6 protein-coding genes and 1 pseudogene are annotated in these 17,927 nt (G+C 65.9%); 5 read left to right on the plus strand and 2 right to left on the minus strand.

What is annotated here, in order from left to right:
- Window positions 1–376: 376 nt before the first annotated feature.
- The 4 genes and pseudogenes from ACFQVC_RS03205 to ACFQVC_RS03220 form a co-directional block, all read left to right on the plus strand.
- Complete coding sequence (locus ACFQVC_RS03205; protein WP_381827078.1) at window positions 377–4,501, plus strand: LamG-like jellyroll fold domain-containing protein; 4,125 nt, start codon at window positions 377–379, stop codon at window positions 4,499–4,501.
- A 123-nt stretch (window positions 4,502–4,624) separates the two neighbouring features.
- Entirely contained in the window at window positions 4,625–11,593 is a 6,969-nt protein-coding gene (locus tag ACFQVC_RS03210; protein WP_381827080.1) for a polymorphic toxin-type HINT domain-containing protein, read from the plus strand.
- 48 nt (window positions 11,594–11,641) lie between these two features.
- Window positions 11,642–12,253, plus strand: coding sequence for a DUF6928 family protein (locus tag ACFQVC_RS03215; protein WP_381826142.1), 612 nt, complete (start codon window positions 11,642–11,644; stop codon window positions 12,251–12,253).
- A 92-nt stretch (window positions 12,254–12,345) separates the two neighbouring features.
- Window positions 12,346–12,549, plus strand: a pseudogene (locus tag ACFQVC_RS03220) (ISAzo13 family transposase); the annotation flags it as partial.
- Between the two features lie 929 nt (window positions 12,550–13,478).
- On the opposite strand, the gene ACFQVC_RS03225 reads toward ACFQVC_RS03220, so the two are convergent.
- Window positions 13,479–14,276, minus strand: a complete 798-nt coding sequence (locus ACFQVC_RS03225; RefSeq protein WP_381826144.1) for a hypothetical protein — start codon at window positions 14,274–14,276, stop codon at window positions 13,479–13,481.
- Between the two features lie 587 nt (window positions 14,277–14,863).
- Window positions 14,864–16,969 carry a hypothetical protein gene (locus ACFQVC_RS03230; RefSeq protein WP_381826146.1) on the minus strand — a complete coding sequence of 702 codons (2,106 nt, stop codon included), beginning with the start codon at window positions 16,967–16,969 and terminating at the stop codon, window positions 14,864–14,866.
- Window positions 16,970–17,210: 241 nt separating this feature from the next.
- Between ACFQVC_RS03230 and ACFQVC_RS03235 the strand changes: the two genes are divergently transcribed.
- Window positions 17,211–17,927, plus strand: coding sequence for a DUF2470 domain-containing protein (locus tag ACFQVC_RS03235; RefSeq protein ID WP_381826148.1), 717 nt, complete (start codon window positions 17,211–17,213; stop codon window positions 17,925–17,927).

Consider the following 17,927-nt stretch of genomic DNA (forward strand, 5'->3'; position numbering starts at 1 on the left):
CGAAGCTCGTTGGCCTTTGAATTGATCGTTAGTGAACTTAATCGAATTGAATCTCCGTCGCGTACAACCTTTTACGAGAGTGACGCGCATCACAGGCAAGAGTTAAGGGCTGCCCTGGTACGCCCCTTTCGTAGACCTGGACCACTCGTGAAGCAGTCATTACCTTCTGGGCTTACTTTCTTTTCCTGTTCTCCATGTTGTGGGCGGGGTGGGTGGGGTGGGTGGGGGCATGGGTACGTTCACGCGATTACATGGGTTCGGGAGGCCGGCTGCGGCCCTGTTGGCTGCCGTATTGGCAGGCGGAGTGCTTCCGGGGGCTGATGCGGCTTCGGCGATGACGGAGTTGCCCCCGTCCTCGGCGGAGCACAGGTCGGAGATGCCCAGGGCCTTATCCGAGTCGGAGGCGCTGGCCGAGGCGAAGCGCGTCGGAGAGAGCGTGGAGATCGCCTCGCAGAGAGGCGAGAGCAGTGAGGTCTTCGCCACCCCAGAAGGTGAGTTGGAGGCCCGGGAGTATCTGCGACCGGTGTGGGCGCGGGTCGACGGTGAGTGGCGGAAGGTCGACACCGGGCTGGTCGCGACCGACGGCATGGTGAAGCCGAAGGCCGCCACGGTGGATCTGGAGTTCTCCGGGGGCGGGTCGGAGCCACTGGTTCGGATGACCAGGGCGGGCCGTGAACTCGCGTTGTACTGGCCCGGCAACCTGCCCGCTCCCGATCTGGAAGGGAACACGGCGACCTACCCGGATGTGCTTCCCGGGGTCGATCTGCGGATGGGCGCCCAGGAAGACGGATTCACACAGCTGTTGGTGGTCAAGACCGCCGAAGCTGCGGCGAGCACGAAGCTGGCTGAGCTGCGGTTGCAACTCGCGGCAGATGGCATGGATGTTCGGGAGACAGCGCAAGGCGGGCTCGAGGCGGTGGACCAGGGCGCCAAGGGCGCGGTGTTCGAGGCGCCCAGGCCCGTGATGTGGGACTCCGGTACGGGCCCGCAGTCCGAGGGGGCGGGCGCGAAGGAGCCATCGACGGGCGCGATGGGAGAGGAGCCGGCAGAGCCGGGGGCCGGCGAGTCGGCCAAGTTGGCTCCGGTTGGCGTGGAGATCGCGGCGGGCGGCGGGGAGTTGGTGCTGACACCGGACGCAGGGGTCCTCAGAGGCAAGGACACCACGTACCCGGTGTTCATCGACCCGCAGTGGTACACGCCGCGGGCTTCGGCGTGGACGATGGCATCGAAGTACTGGGCGTCTTCGCCGCAGTGGAAGTTCAACGGCAAGTCCGATGCGGGCATGGGGTACTGCGGCTGGGACTACTGCGCGCCGCATGACACCAAGCGGCTCTTCTACCGGATACCGACATCGAGGTTCGCGGGCAAGTCGGTCTTGTCGGCTGAGTTCGTGGTGCGGAATGTCTGGTCGGCTTCGTGCGCGGACCGCGGGGTGCAGTTGTGGCGTACGAAGGACATCTCCTCGTCGACCACCTGGAACTCCCAGAACGCCTCGGGTTTTTGGATAGATCATTTGAGGTCGGAGTCTTTCGCCCATGGCTATGAAGGGTGTGCGGCCAAGGACGCCGAGTTCGATGTGAGGTCGGCGGTACAGCAGGCCGCGAACGGCAAGTGGTCGACCATGACCTTCGGCCTGCAGGCCTCCAGCGAGTCCGACAGATACGGATGGAAGCGGTTCTCCGACAAGGCGTTCCTGCGGGTCAAGTACAACCGACCGCCGTCACAGATCAAGATGTCGCAGCTGTCCATGGAGTACGGCGGCACCTGCAAAAAGCCGGACAAGGCGGCGCGGGTGCGCACGTTGGGCAAGATCTACGCGAACAAGGTCAAGGACCCTGATGGTGACAGTGTCTCGGTGGAGTTCCAGGCGAAATGGGACTCCGGCGACGGGAAGGGATTGATCACCCGCTGGAAACCCGCGCGTACGACGGCGAAGAAGTCCGGATCGATCTTCTCGATCAGCCTTCCGTCGTCCGTGTCACAGAACAAGACGGTCCACTTCTACGCACGGGCTTACGACGGCGCGCAGTACTCGCCGTGGTCCTACGCAGGTGACCCGACGGCCTGCTACTTCGTGTATGACACGAGGGTTCCGAAGGCGCCGTCGATCACTTCTGCCCAGTATCCGGCCTCCGATCCGGAGAACCCTGACGACCCTTGGCTCGATGGGGTCGGCAAGTACGGAACCTTCCAGCTCAAGGCTGCTGACGGAGATGTGACCAAGTACTGGTTCGGAGTCAACGGCGATCCTGCGTCGAAGAACACACTGGTCACGTCCGGAGGCGTGGCGAAGTCGGCGCTGGTGCTGCCGGCCGAGCCCGGAGTGAACTTCGTGACGGCGCAGGCTTTCGACTCGGCCGGCAACGGAAGCGAGATCCGCACCTACCAGTTTCGGGTAAAGGCAGGGCAGCCCGAGCGGGCGACCTGGCAGTTGGACGAGCCCGCAGGCGCGACGGAGGCGGCAGGGTCGACGCCGGAGCGCACCGCGGCTCTGCACGGTGCGGCTGTGGCGGGTGCGGCCGGCGTCAAAGGCAACGCCATCGAGTTCAATGGCACCAACGCCTATGCGGCCACCGACATTTCGGTGGTGAGCACCAGCGGCGGGTTCGCGGTGTCCGCATGGGCGAAGTTGTCCAGAATGCCGGACGACGCCGCGGTCGTCGCCACACAGCCGGGCAATCACAGTCCGGGATTCGAGTTGTACTACTCCAAGGCGTACGACCGGTGGGCATTCAACCAGTACAAGGCCGACACCACGGACGCCGGCATCGCACGAGTCATGCCGGATGCCCCGGGTGGAGCGAGCGCCGGCAAGTGGACCCATCTCGTGGGCTCCTATTCCTCGGCCCATGACCTGCTGGAGCTGTACGTCGACGGCAGACGAGTCGGACAGACCACCTACAGCACGCCGTGGGAGGCCCGCCGCGGACTGCAGATCGGCGCGGGCTCCACGAGTGGCGCACCGAAGGCCTTCTTTCCCGGCGCCATCGACGAAGTCCAGTTGTTCGACAAGCCGTTGGCGCAGGACGAGGTCGACAAGCTGTACGCGAATCAGTCGGTGGGTGACCCCGGACGACCCGCTCTGGCGGTCTTCCCCCTGGACGAGCAGCCGGGCACGACGCAGATCGCGGGGCATGGAGGGGTACTGCCCGCCAAGTTCCAGGGCTCGGTCACGGCCGGTCAGGCGGGGGTGGACGGCAAAGCCGTGCGGTTCAACGGCACCGACGGCTACGCCAAGATCGGACAGAACAGTGGCCCGCACGTGAACACCGCCGGGAGCTTCGCGGTCTCGGCCTGGGCGAAACTTGACCGGAAGCCGGACGAAGCGGCGGTCATCACCGCACAGGCAGGCGTGCAGCGGCCGGGATTCGAGTTGTACTACTCCAAGGCGTACGACCGGTGGGCGTTCAACCAGTACTCCGCGGACAGCGCGGACGCGACGATCATCAGAGCGATGTCGCCGACCGGCACGACGGCCCGGGCCGGAGAATGGGTGCACCTGGTCGGCGTGCACGACACGGTGGCGGACACGCTCACGCTCTACCTCAACGGCAGGCCGGCGGGAACGACCAAGCTGGGAGGCGCGTTCTATGCCACCCAGTCCATGTTCATCGGCGCCGGAAGCTACAGCGGGCAAGTGTCCAACCACTTCCCTGGCGTCATCGACGACGTGCGGTTGTTCAACCGACCCGTGTCCGCCGAGGAAGTCCAGCAGCTCTTCAGGCAACGTTCGTTGGTCAAGAGCCGCTGGTTGCTCGACGCGGTATCCACGGGAAGTCCGGCCACCACGCCCAACGACACCGGCGCCAGTGCGCTGACACTGAACGGGGGCGCCAAGCCGGCGGATCAGGGCTTCATGGGCGGCGCACTTGAGCTCGACGGCGTCAACGGCTACGCAGCCACGAACGCCGTGCCAATGGACAGTGACACAAGCTTCACCGTGACCGCATGGGCCCAGGCCGCGTCCATGCCCGACGATGACATCGCGCTGGTCAGCGCGGAAGGCGCCACCCAGAGCGCCTTCTCGGTCCGCTACCTGCCTGACGCCACGAACCCGCAGGGAAATCCGGGGCGTTGGCAGCTCGCCATGACAGACGAAGACAGAGCCGAGTCCGTAACAGCACGTATGGACAACGGCGAGTTCTACGACGTACGCGAGTGGAACCACCTCGCCCTCGTCTACGACGGGTTCGCCAAGGAAGCCCGGCTGTATGTCAACGGCAGTCTGGCGGAGGTCGCTTGCGGGGACGGTGACGGCGACGGTGAGGCAGACGACCCCACCTGCACGGAGCTGGTCCCTTGGGCGGAAAACGTCCTGACGTTCAAGGCCACCAAGTCCTTCCAGGTCGGGCGGTCGAAGACCGATGGGGCCTGGGGTGAGTACTTCCCCGGCCTGGTGGACGACGTATGGGCCTTCCAAGGCGCTTTGAGTGACGCGCAGGTCGCATGGCTGGCCGGCCAATGGTTCGACGTACCGACTGAGGTGCCGGAAGGCAGCTGAACCCTGGCGGGCCGGGCGCTGCATCCCGGCCCGCCGGCTCCTGACGTTTCCCCTGAATCTTCTACGCCGCGACGCATACCCACGTGAGAGCCGGCGCTGTCGTGTGAAGGACGGATGGCAGAGATGAACGGCATACCCGGACCGCGTCCCCTCGCGGTCGTGCGACGCAGGATCGCGCTGGCCGTGACCGCGGTCATGGTCGGAACGTTGCTGCAGGCGGTCACGGCGCCCGTGGCCACCGCGGAGGGCAACGACCGTCCCGGTCTGCCGGCGTCCGAGAAACCGGTCAAGGGGCGGGACGGCATCCAGGCCGAGCCTCGCACGGTGACCAAGGAGCCGAGGGGCCCTGCCACGGCGCCGAGGGCTTCCTGGCCGAAGGCCAGAGCGGCAAGGGTGGCGGTGCCAGAGGTGGCCCTTGCGACGGCCGGGCAACAGGTGAGGGCCAGAGGCCTGCCGCTCGCTGTCGGTGTGCCGACAGCGGCATCCTCGGGACATCCGAGCGGTGGGAGTGCCAAGTCGGTGGCACAAGGCGAGGTCATGGCCCGGGTCCTCGACCACGAGGACGCCGAGCGCGCCGGCGTGAACGGAGTGCTCTTCACTCTGAGAGCGGGGACCGGCAAGGGCGACCGACCTGGAAAGGTCCGTGCCCGGCTCGACTACTCCTCCTTCGCCGAGGCGTTCGGGGGCGACTACGCGGACCGTCTCACCTTGGTCCAGCTGCCCGCCTGCGCACTGGACACCCCGAACGTGAGTCAGTGCCGCGAAGCGAAGCCACTGCCGACGGCCAACGACACCGAGAAGCGGACGCTGACCGCGGACACGGTCGCGGTGAAGACGAGCGAGCCGACGGTCCTGGCGGCCGTTGCCGGGGCGCAGGGCTCGGGCGGCGACTTCAAGGCCACCTCACTGTCCCCGTCGGCAACCTGGGAAACGAACCTGAACACCGGCGACTTCACGTGGTCGTACGACATGCCGGTGCCGGACGTGCCGGGCGGCTTGAAGCCGAACCTGGGTCTCTCGTACTCCTCCGCTGGAATCGACGGCCGCACATCGGCGACGAACAACCAGTCCTCCTGGGCCGGCGACGGATTCGATCTGTGGCCGGGATTCATCGAGCGTCGCTACAAGCCATGTGCGGATGACGGCGTGAAGCATGCCGACGGCAACAAGCCGGGCGATCTGTGCTGGGGCTACGACAACGCGTTCATGACCATCAACGGACAGGGCGGTGAGCTGGTACCGGCCGGGGACGACGAGTTCAAGTTCAAGAAGGACGACGGCTCCCGCATCAAGCGCCTGAAGTCCACCGACCGCGGCAACGGCGACAACGACGGCGAGTACTGGCGGCTCACCGACCCCCAGGGCGTGCGTTACTACTTCGGCTACCAGCGCCTGCCGGGCTGGACGGACGGCAAGCAGACGACGGAATCCGTCTGGACAGCCCCGGTCTTCGGCAACAACTCCGGCGAGCCCTGCCACGCAGCATCCTTCGCCGACTCCTGGTGCCAGCAGGCGTGGCGTTGGAATCTCGACTATGTCGTCGACCCACGCGGCAACGCGGTCGCGTACTACTACGACCAAGAGCGGAACTCCTACGGCCGCAACCTGGAGGCGAAGGACGACACCCGCTACACCCGGGGCGGATCGCTGAGTCGCGCCGAGTACGGCCTCAAATCGTCCGCCATGTACGGCGCCAAGCCGTTGGCGAAGGTGGACTTCACCACCGCCGAGCGCTGCCTGCCCACCAACGGCGTCACGTGCGCCGCCGACACCATCGACGACAAGTCCTTCTACTGGTACGACACTCCCTGGGACCTGAACTGCGACGCGGGCGATGACTGTGACCAGGGCCGCTACGCCCCGGCCTTCTTCACGCGAGAGCGGCTGACCGGCGTCACCACGCAGGTCCTCCGCGGCGACACATACAGCAAGGTCGATTCCTGGAAGCTGGGCCACCGCTGGGGACAGGCCGATATCGACTACCAGCTGCTGCTCGACTCGATCCAGCACACCGGCCACAGCGCCGAGCCCGCAGTGACGCTGCCGAAAACCACCTTCGCCTACACCCAGCTGGCCAACCGCCTCGACAAGACCGGCGACGGTTACGCCCCCTTCATCAAGGCCCGCCTGTCCACGATCGCGGACGAGTCGGGCGGTCAGATCGATGCCAACTACTCGGCACCCGTCTGCGACTGGAACGCTCTGCCCACCCCACAGTCGAACACCACCCGATGCTTCCCCCAGTACATCGGCGGCTCCACCACGGACGACCCGGAACGGCAGTGGTTCAACAAGTACGTCACCACGTCGGTCACCGCGACCGACCGCACCGGCGGCGCACCCGACCAGGTCACCACGTACGAATACAAGGGCAATGCGGCCTGGCACTACGACGATGACGACGGCCTGACCAAGGAGAAATTCAAGACCTGGTCCCAGTGGCGCGGCTACGGCCATGTCCGCGTCCAGACCGGCGGCCAGGGCGGGCAGGCCGCGATGAAGACCCAACAGGACAGCTACTTCCTCCGCGGCATGCACGGCGACCGCGAAACCACCACAGGCGGCACCAAGGACGTCACCGTGTCCCTCGGCGACGGCGAAGGCGACCCGATCACCGACCACGAGTCCGCCGCCGGCTTCACCTACAAGACCGTCAGCTACTCCGGGCCGGGCGGCAAGGTCCTGGCCAAGACCGTGAACCGGCCCTGGCGCCACCAGACCGCGGAGAAGAAGCGGGACTGGGGCACGGTGACCGCCAACTTCACCGGCACCTCCCACTCCAAGACCTGGACCTCCCTGGACCATGGCGCAGGAAGCACCTGGCGGATCGCCTCGAAGGCCACGGCCTACGACACGACCGCAGGACGCGTCACCCAGGTCGACGACTTCGGCGACAACTCCACGGCCGCGGACAACCAGTGCGCTCGCACCAGCTACGCCACCAACGCCGACGCCAACATCCTGACGCTGGCCTCGCGGGCGGAGACTGTCGCCGCGTCCTGCGACGACGCCATCGACCGCACCAAGGACGTCATCTCCGACGTCCGCACCGCATACGACGGCAGCGCCTACGGCGCGCCCCCGACCAAGGGCGACGCGACCGCCGTCGCCACGCTCAAGAAGCACGACGGCACCACCGCCACCTACCTGGAGGCAGGTAGCGAATTCGACGCCTACGGCCGCCAGCTGAAGGCGACAGACCTGACGGCCAACGTCACCGTCACCGGCTCCGGTACGCCCACACGGACCGCACGCACCGACGGCCGCACGGCGACCACGTCGTACAGCCCCAGCACGGGCTTCGCCGCCAAGGTCACCACAACCACCCCACCGGCCAAGGCAGGCGACGCCTCGACCGCGCAGTCCAAGAGCACCGAACTCGACCCCCTGCGCGGCCAGCCCACGGCACTGGTGGACACCAACGGCAAGCGCACCGAGCTCACCTACGACGCCCTGGGGCGCAATGCCAAGGTCTGGCTGCCCAACCGCCTGACAGGGCAGACCCCCAGCTACGAGTTCACCTATTTCGTCGACGAAGGCCAGCCTGTCGCCGTTCGTACCCAGACGCTGAACAACAGCGGTGGGCAAATCGCCTCCTACACGGTCTACGACGGCTTCCTGCGCGAGCGGCAGAGCCAGAGTCCCGGCCCCGACGGCGGCCGCATCCTCGCTGACAACTTCTACGACGAGCGCGGCCTCCAGGCCAAGGCCTTCGCGCCCTACTACACCGAAGGCCCGCCCAACCGCGCCCTGTTCAAGCCGGACAACGCGCTGTCCGTGGAGTCCCAGACACGCCAGGCGTTCGACGGCCTCGGCCGGGTGACCGAAGCCAAGCAGATCGCCGGCAACGGCGACGGCGGCACAGTCCTCGGAACCACCACGACCATCTACGGCGGCGACCGCACCACGGTCATTCCGCCCGAAGGCGCCACCGCCACCACCACGCTCACCGACACCCGGGGCCGGACCACCGAACTGCGCCAGCACCACAGCCGCAACGTGACAGCGGCGTACGACACCACCAAGTACGCCTACACCGCGAGCGGCAAACTGGCGAAGGTCACCGACCCCGCGGGCAACGACTGGACGTACACCTACGACCAACTGGGCCGCAAGACCAAGTCCACTGACCCGGACAAGGGCACCACCACCTATACGCACGACGACCGCGGACTGCTGACCACCAGCACCGACGCCCGCGGCACCACTCTGGCCAACGTCTACGACGGTCTGGACCGCAAGACCGAGCTGCGCAAGGACACTCCCACCGGCGAGCTGCAGGCCAAGTGGACCTACGACACGCTGTCCGGCGCCAAGGGGCAACTCACCCAGTCCACGCGCTACGTCAACGGCGCGGCCTACACCTCGCAGGTCACGCAGTACGACCAGCTCTACCGGCCGATCAGGACCGCCGTGGTGATCCCCGCAGCGGAAGGAGCTCTGGCCGGCACCTACCAGACCGGCACCGCCTACAAGCTTTCCGGAGTGGTAGGAGCCGTGTCCTACTCGGCGGCCGGCTCCCTGCCGGGCGGCGGATACTCCTACACCTACGAGGAGCAAACGCTCCGCCCGATCTCTCTCCTCGGCAACGGCATCCAGGCCGACACCAGCTACTCCCTGACCGGTAAACCGCTACAGCATCAACTCGGCAGCAGCGTGGCCGGATCGAAGAAGACCTGGGCCACCAACACCTACGAATGGGGCACCCAACGCCTGGCCACCTCCCGCGTGGAACGCCAGGACAAAACAGGTGTCGACCAGCACAACACCTACCGCTACGACCAGGCCGGCAACGTCCTGGCCGTCACGGACGCCTCCCGCGACGGCATCGACAACCAGTGCTTCACCTACGACTACCTCCGCCGCCTGACCGAAGCGTGGACCCAAAGCGACGAGGCCTGCACGACTGCTCCGGCCACGGGCAGCCGCACGGGCCCGGCCCCGTACTGGAACAGCTACACCTACGACAAAGCAGGAAACCGCCTCACCGAAACCCTCCACGACCCCACGGGCGACAACAGCAAGGACACGAAGCGCACCTACGCCTACCCCGACCCGGGCCAGCCGCAGCCGCACACCCTGACCTCCGTCACCGCCACCGGCCCCAACGGCACCGCGAGGGACACCTACGGCTACGACAAGACGGGCAACACCACCACCAGGGTGCTGGGCGGCGACACCCAGACACTGACCTGGGACGCCGAAGGCCACCTCGCCAAGGTGACCGGACCAGGCGACGACGGCACGGCGAAGACAACGACATACCTGTACGACACCGAGGGCAACCGCCTGATCGGCCGCACCCCGACCGAGACGACGCTCTACCTCGGCCACACCGAAGTCGTCCTGCCCAAGGGCGCCACCAAGGCCAAAGCCACCCGCTACACCCCCCTGGGCGGCGGTCACGAGGCCGTACAGGCCGATGACAAGGCCGTCACCATCACCACCGCCGACCACCACGGCACCGGCCAACTGGCCGTCAACGCCACCACGTTGGACCTCTCGCAGCGCCGCACCCTCCCCTTCGGCGGACTGCGCGGCAAACAGCCGACAACCTGGCCCGGCACCAAGGGATTCATCGGCGGCACCGATGACACGCCTGCCACCGGCCTCACGCACCTCGGCGCCCGTGAGTACGACCCCACCACGGGCCGCTTCATCAGCGTCGACCCGATCATGGATCTGACGGACCCCCAACAGATCCACGGCTACACATACAGCAACAACAACCCGCTGACCTTCTCAGACCCCACAGGTCTCAAGCTTGGCTGCGGCTCCGCCCAGTTCCCCGAAGCGTGCCCCAAGAATCCGGAGACTGGTAAGCCAGGGAACGGGCGCCCCGGGGAAGGCGTCGACTATACGAGGCCCGCTCCGCCCCACCCCTGCAACAGCAACTGCCGTCCCAAGCCGGTGTCCGGGCCCGGGGTGATCTACCTGACCGCCGGCACGGTGGTCCCCACGTCCAAGAACTTCGACTACTGGCCCGGCTACGAGAACATCCGAGGGGACTACCAAGCCCAGGTGATGATGTGGTCCGAGGGCCTGTGCGCGTCGGACCCGGGGTCAGAGGAATGCAGAGCGGCACACAAGCTGGGCTGGGTAAAACCAGGAGGCCCCAAGGAACTCCTCGACGTCCTCGGCGTAACCGATGCCATCCAGTGCGCCAAAGGCAGTGTGGGCGGCTGCCTTTGGACCACGGCCGGTCTCATCCCCTTCGGGAAGGTCGGCAGAGCAGCGAAGCTGCTGAAGTCCGGAGACAGAGCAGGAGCCGCGAAGCTCTCCATCTGTCCGGTAGGCAACAGCTTCACGCCCGGCACCAAAGTCCTCATGGCCAACGGCACCACCAAGGACATCGAGGACGTAAAGATCGGTGACAAGGTCCTCGCGTCCGACCCGAAAACCGGCAAGACAACAGTCAAGACAGTCACTGCCGAGATCAAGGGAAGCGGCCTCAAACGCCTGGTAGAAGTCACGATCGACGTTGACGGCAAGAAGGGCACCGATACAGCCACCGTCACCACCACGGCCGGCCACCCCTTCTGGGTACCGGAGCTCGGTGAGTGGATCGATGCCACCGACCTCAAGTCGGGACAGTGGCTCCGCACTTCAGCCGGCACGCAGGTATTCGTCACGGCGATCGAGCGCCGGACCCAACGCGCAGCGGTCTACAACCTCACGGTCGCTGGTCTGCATACGTACTATGTGCTGGCTGGCGAGACTCCGGTCCTGGTGCATAACGCTGGCGAGTGTCCTACCACAGGATTTCCGCACGGCGCCCTAGGTGAAAGTGCCACTCTTCAGAGGCTTCAAAATGAGGGGTACGCGAATATCACAAGGGAAGTCATGTTCAGGAACAGTCAAGGGGACGTATTTCGTGCCGACTTCGTTGCGCAGAATCCTTCAGGAAACTGGGTTGCGGTTGAGGTGAAGACTGGTAGAGGGGCTTCTCTGACCGATAATCAAGCGCTGGGCTATGCTGAACTTGGGCACGGCGGAGCAGTGTTGAATACCAGCAGAGTTCCAGGGCTAAATAAGGGCTCAACGGTCACCATGAAGGTGGAAGTTGACCTGTGGCGCTGCCCTGACTGTTAGGGCTGTTCGCCAGGAGAGTTATGGCCGGAAGATCTAGGGAGATATTCGGTGGGGTCAAAAGCTGCCGTGGTGGTATTCGCTGAGACAGAACCCAAAGAGGCCTTTCGTGGCCCCATCGTGATCGATCGCGATAAGTCGAAACATCTTGCAGAGATGCTCCTCGGAGTTACTTCGCACGAGATGGGTCCACTTGCGCTTGACCTTGCCATTTGGCCCAATAATGGAGTTGTATGCGCCGCGAGCCTAACTGGATGTGAGGTTATCTGTTCTCGCGAACTCGCGCGGCATCAGCCGAGCGAGTTGTCTGAATGGATCTCCAGCTTTGCGGGCGGTAGGGACGCCTACGCCGTTTTTATGCACAGCGCTGAAGACTGGGGGGCTTTTGCGGTCTGGTCGGGTGGTCACCTACTTAGGTCCGTGAGCGTGAATCCCTATTCTGGCGTCATCGAGGACGTGGGTGAACGTATCCCATTCGAGGTTCCCTTCTGGGAAGGTGAGCGTTCCGTTCGAAACGAGGCTAGCTATAGCCTGCCTTTCCATCCGATCGATTTTGGAAACGAGGCGCTGAGGGAGTTCTTCGGGTTCATCCTCGAAGGTCGCGAGGACGAATCCTGCTTCGACCCCGAAGAAGTTGAAATTCCAGCATTCCGAGGCGCCTGAAGAGCTCGTGCATGGTTGTAGGGCGGCGGCACGATTAAGGGCTCGCAGAGAATCAACGTGTTGCTTCCCGTCAGCGAGCTCGTTCACCTGGCATGGGCATACCTGACGAGACTCGAGAGCAACTCCCCATCAAGTTCGTGGTGTTGTTCCCACACCTGGACGATCGGCAGCGCCGTCTACTGATGGGGGCCGAGGCCCGGATCTTGGGCCATGGTGGTGTTCGGGCGGTCGCGCAGGCGGCGCAGGTCAGCGAGACGACGGTCCGCAAAGGCGTCGGCGAGTTGGAGGCCGGCGACGGGTCAACTCCAGCCGAGCGATTCATGAACGCATAGATCTGGCATGGGTGACAACTGGTTCGCGACTGAGCGCGAGATGTACCACATCGGGAAGGCGGTGCGAGTTGGTGACCGGTCGTGGGATAGCATCTCATTCTACGAGGGCGGGAAGAAAATCAACGTGCCAGAGCCACCTTCGTGGCCGATGCCAGGGAGCTGAGGTGCATCAGATTTCTACGTGGGAGCGAAAATTTCAGGTTTGGCAGTATTCGGTTAGTCATTCAATGCTGCTCCTCAGGAGCTTCCATCCGCAGCAATATGCTACGCGGATCGATATCGTTTTCCCGGCAGTGGAGTTGATGCACTTGGCGCCAAGCTATGCGCGGCTGGATATTACTCGGCTCGATATGGGAGAGCGGCTGAATTTCCTGGGAGGCAATGCCGCGGCATCTTCTCGTGGAGAATTCTTTCTCCTCAATGGGGGAGAGGGATATATTCAGGCGGCTAGCTGTCAGTGGCACGAAGACAACGGGGATCACCGAGCCCCGTCCCGCTTCGGTCCGCTACGGGGTACGCCCTGATGCTGCGTTCCTCATAGGGTGTACACATATTGACGCCTGCGTGTGCGGGTGGGAAGGGCTGGTCGGCCCCAGCCGTAGCGAACTTTCGAGCCGGACCCAGGTCACTACAGTTTTCGCAGTCGCCGTTGTGTGAAGGATCTCGAACCGGATGAAGTTTGCTTCGCCTCCGGGGAGGGGGCGCTAGTGATTCGATTCGCGCCTAATGAATGGAAGCATGACAGTGGTCTGTCGATTGAATATAGCGGAGTGACGCACTTGTCTATCGATCGTGAAGATTCGATCGATTGGATGAATGCGGACACGATCGTGCTGGATGAAGTTACTCCAAACCCTGGTGGCTGCCTTCATGAGATCGCGTTGGCCGATTCGTCAATCGTCGTAAAGTGCTCGGACTTGAAGGCCACATGGGGGACTGGCCCCGATGCGGAGTAAGTGGTGCATGCACTTGTGTCTCATCTCGTAGGGCCGGCGCCGTTCCTCTTGTCGCCTGCACCGCTCGCATGGCCATTTGAGAGGAAGAAGTGCGCTTCCGCACGTAACGACAAAAGCATCGAGCGCTGGCCGATTGACCTTCATTGGCCTCTCGGGACAGCGCCCGTGCGGTGGGAAAATTGTGCAACCGGGCCGGTCCACCGGCAGCGCGTCAGGGCCGCATCCCGGCGCTCGGAAGCTGTGTCGCAGAAAGTAGGCCCTACCGGCAGCTTCTGAAACAAGAGAACGCCTTGAGGGCCACACCTTTCGACGGATTCCGTCACGTGGGCCCTCCGGCTTGGGCTTCGGATCAGCCGCGCCTGCACCATGGGCCTTCCCGGCATCTCGTCGCGTCTTCTCGAACAGGGCGTCCGCCTCAGACCGGATCCTGCTCAGCCGCTCGCGCGCTCCATCCTCGGTGTTGTCGTAGCCCGTCTTGTTCGCGCCTGCTGCTACGAGCAGTCCTTCGATCTGCAGCGCCAGCATCTTGGACAGGTTCTCCAGTTCGCCGTGCACGCGGCGATACGAGCTGTGGAGCGCCTCGGCCTCGCCGAAATTCCCGAGACGGCCAGAAGGCAGCACTCCGTCAGCGATGTGCTTCGGCGCCGCCTTGGACTGCTCGAGCTCTCTCAGGAGGATGTCCACACGCTTCTTGAAGGTCGTGAGCGTCTCGGTCTCGACCCGCAGCTTCTGCATCGCCGCGCCTGCTCCGACGCTGCCCCCCGACCACAGCCGCTCCCGCGGCTCCCAGCATGGAAGCTGTCGCAGGGTCCATCGCCCCGCCGCTCTCCGCCACAACACCCTCCCCGTTGGCCAAGCATCACTAGTCACTGTAGACACCGGGACTGACAGTGAACAGCGGTGGAGTTACAGCTGCAACACAGATAAGACATCGCAAAGTTGAGTGGTTTGCGGCCTTCGAGAGGGAACGTGCGGCGGTAGTCAAGCGGACCGTCCACTTCCAGCGTCCTAAGGCACGCTACGCGCCGGACGTCAGTGGGCTGTTCAATACGACGCTCCAGGTCGGTGGCACCCTCGGAGTTGCCGTCTTCGGCACCGTCTATCTGGATCTGGTGACGCGAAGCGGGGGACCCCAAGGTGCATTCAGTACGACCAGCGCTGTGCTGGCCGCCGTGTCGATCGCGGCGTCCCTGCTGATTCTGCTCGCCGGAAGGTCAGAGCCGGGCGCGGTCGGGCGTAAGTCCGCAGAACACTGAAAAGCCGCCCGCCCCGGGGGCGGCCGGCAGCTCCCCGGACAGTTCGACGGCGCAGCCGCCCCCGGATCAGTGGAGCCCAGCATGGGTGGCCCGGGTGGCGGTCAGGTGTGGGTGGTCGGGGGCCAGATGGAATGTCATGTCCGACAGCAGAGCGGACAGGAGCGTACGGGCGCCTTCTCGGTCGCCTCCGTGGGCCAGGGCGAGGGCGAGCTGGTGCCGAGTGGCCAGGGTGTGGGGGTGGCCGGGGCCCAGTGTGGCCTGCCGGTCGGCGGAGATATCGGCCAGCTCGCGAGCGGCCCGTGCCCAGTCGCCTGCTTCGCCCTGGAACTGGGCGAGGGCTGATCGTACGGCGAGGGTGTGGGGGTCGCGGGCCCCGAGAATCGTCCGGGACTCGGCAAGCAGGTCCTGTAACTCACGTACCGCCAGCTCGAGTTGGCCGCCCTTGCCCTGGAACCAGGCCATGCTGCGGCGGGTGGCCAGAGTCTGGTGGTGGTCGGCGCCCAGAACCTGCCGGCGAACCGCTGCCAGGGCTGTGAGCTCCGCGACCGCTTCTGATGTACGTCCGGACTCGCCGGTGTAGAAGGCCGCTTCATGGCGGGCCGCCAGTGTGTCCGGGTGGTCGGCTCCGAGCGTACGGGTCATCTCATGGACAAGGCCGCGGAAGGCGTGGGCCGAAGCGGCGTAGTCCCCCGCGACTCCCCGGAAGTGGGCCAACTGGAGGCGTACGGGCAGGGGGACCATCCGGCCCCGGGCCTGGGCCCGCAACAGGTCGATGGCCCGTCGGGGGTGTCCGGAATCCCCGATGACCAGGGCAAGCGCGAAGTCCGCACCCGGCACCTGATCCCGCTGGGCCCGGTTCAGCGCGACGAGGGCGTGCCGCAGCCGGAGTTCGCCGTGTGCCACGAGCCCGATGTCGTAAGCCTCTTCACCCTGGACCAGGGGCAGCAGCGTCTCCCACAAGTGATCGGGGACGGGTTCCAGGCCGTCGCTGCCGAGGAGGTAGTCGAAGCACGTCAGTCCTGCCGGATCAGCCGACCTCGACAGCAGGCTGCTGGTGGCGCGAACGGTCAGGCATGCCCAGTCCTCGGCCTCCTCGAAGGGCTCGGGCCGCAGGCACTCACCGCCGCGTGCCGCCAGATAGCCTTCGTGCGTCCGTCGCACCCACTCGACGGGAACCGGCCTTCGCAGGCCGGCCCGGCGGCAGTCCACCACCGCGGTGACCAGTGCGGCCCCACGCGGTTGTCCGCCGCAGGCCCATGCGTTCTTCCAGAGGTTCACCAACTCGGGCCCGCAGGACAGTGATTCCGCTATCCCGAACCGGTCGCTGGCCCGCAGGGCGATGCCGATACGTCTGCTCGGGGCGAGACTCCGGGCGCGGCGGAGTTCGGCCGGTGACCATAATCGTTCCACCCGGACGACGGTCGCCCTGGCGATCACGGCGCGTTCGGAACGCCACAGATCCCGGTCGGCGCCGGTCAGCCGGCTTCCCTCATGGGTGTCGTAGCGGCGGTACTCCTCGCTGCGCATCGTGGCGACGAGCACCGCGGGCCGGGGTTGCCCGAGCAGGTGGTGCACCTGTGACACGGTCAAGCCCTCAAGGCCCAGGTAGTTCTCCAGGTCGTCGAGCCACAGCACGCTCGGTGTACACGCGCGGGCGGCCTCCACGGCGACCGCCACCGAGGCCCGGGTGAAGGGGCACACCCAGGCGTGCGCCGGGAGCGTCCTGCGCACAGCCTCATAGGCGGTACGTGACTTGCCCGCCGCGGATTCGCCGAGCAACAGCACGAATCCGCCGTGCCGCAACAGAGCGGACAGCTCCGTGTCGACATCACGCTCGACATAGGGGGTCGCGGACCAGTTGTCGCGGCCCGCGGGCTGCGCCACCCAGTCGGCCGGGTCGTTGGCTTCCCGCACGCGAGGAACCCGCCCCGGGCGCGCCCCGGACAGGTGCTCCGGCCATCGTTCCTGGGACCTGATCTGCTCAACGAGGAGGCCCAGCGCTGCGGTTGAGGCGCCGCCGAGCCCCACCGCGACGGCAGCCGTGGTCCATGCCTGCACGAGGGCCAGGATCGCCGCCACGGTTCCGGCGCCGAACACGGTCCAGTACAGGAGCCGCCACCCTCCGGGCCGTCGCAGTCCTCCCGAGCGGTACGCGCCCCTCCGCCTGCCCATCGCGCCCCCTGCCGCACGACCCACGGCGCCGCTCTGGCCGCCGCCTCCACCGTGCCGTACGAAGTGCGCCCGGTGAAGCGTCGGCCGCCCGAAACTCCTTTTGTTGATCGGCTTGGTCGGCTTGGTCGGCTTGGTCGGCTTGGTCGGCGGCGGAGGCGGCGTCGCCCGCAGGGAAGTAGGGGAGTCACCACAGGACGGGAGTCTTCTAGTAAGGTCAGCCTTACCTAAGTTTGGAGTGGAGATGGCTGCCCCCACCGACCCGTCCGCCGTGCCCGCTGTGCCCGCCGCGCCCACTGACGCGGAGCGGGCCCGTACGATCCTTGCCGCCGCCGGGTCGCTGACCCTGACCACCGACGGCCATCAGAACGACCGTGTCGTGCTGCACGTCGTCGATACCGCCTCCCGTCTGCTGCTGATCAACCCGCCCGACGGACGTCTCACCGCCGAACTCGCCGTCGCCCCGGGCTCCGGGCTCGCCTCCTTCGCGGAGTTCACGGATGTGGCGCCGGTCGCCGTGCGGGACCGGGTCAGGGCGCGACTGGCCCTCAGCGGGCGGCTGACGCTCGCCTGTCCCGACACCCTGCTCTTCCGGCCCGCGCGAGCGGCCCTCACCGAGGGGGACGAGGTCAGGGCCATCGATGTGGCCTGTCTCGCGGCGGCGCCTCCCGATCCGCTGGCCGTCCAAGAGGCGGAGCTGCTCTCCCACTTGGACGCCGCGCACGGCGAGACCGTGGCGCGCCTCGCCCGGCTCGTGCCCGCCCGGCTGCTGCTCGACGTCGTCGGCATCCGGCCGGTCCGCATCGACAGCAAGGGACTTGTGCTGCGTCTGGAACGGCTGCGCACCCACCATGACGTACGGGTGCCCTTCGCCTCGGCGGCGACGAGCCCCGAGGACGTGGGCCGGCGTATTCATGAGCTGCTCGCCCTGAGTACGTCTCGCCCCCGGGGACTGTCCTGA

Origin of the sequence: Streptomyces monticola, from assembly GCF_042665355.1 — a bacterium.
Classification (GTDB): Bacteria; Actinomycetota; Actinomycetes; order Streptomycetales; family Streptomycetaceae; genus Streptomyces; species Streptomyces monticola.

Excerpts from the sequence above, each read along its gene's own strand:
- ACFQVC_RS03205 (WP_381827078.1), top strand. The coding sequence starts at position 377 with ATGCCCAGGGCCTTATCCGAGTCGGAGGCGCTGGCCGAGGCGAAGCGC.
- ACFQVC_RS03225 (WP_381826144.1), bottom strand. The coding sequence starts at position 14,276 with ATGCAGAAGCTGCGGGTCGAGACCGAGACGCTCACGACCTTCAAGAAG.
- ACFQVC_RS03235 (WP_381826148.1), top strand. The coding sequence starts at position 17,211 with ATGGCTGCCCCCACCGACCCGTCCGCCGTGCCCGCTGTGCCCGCCGCG.
- ACFQVC_RS03230 (WP_381826146.1), bottom strand. The coding sequence starts at position 16,969 with ATGGGCAGGCGGAGGGGCGCGTACCGCTCGGGAGGACTGCGACGGCCC.
- ACFQVC_RS03210 (WP_381827080.1), top strand. The coding sequence starts at position 4,625 with ATGAACGGCATACCCGGACCGCGTCCCCTCGCGGTCGTGCGACGCAGG.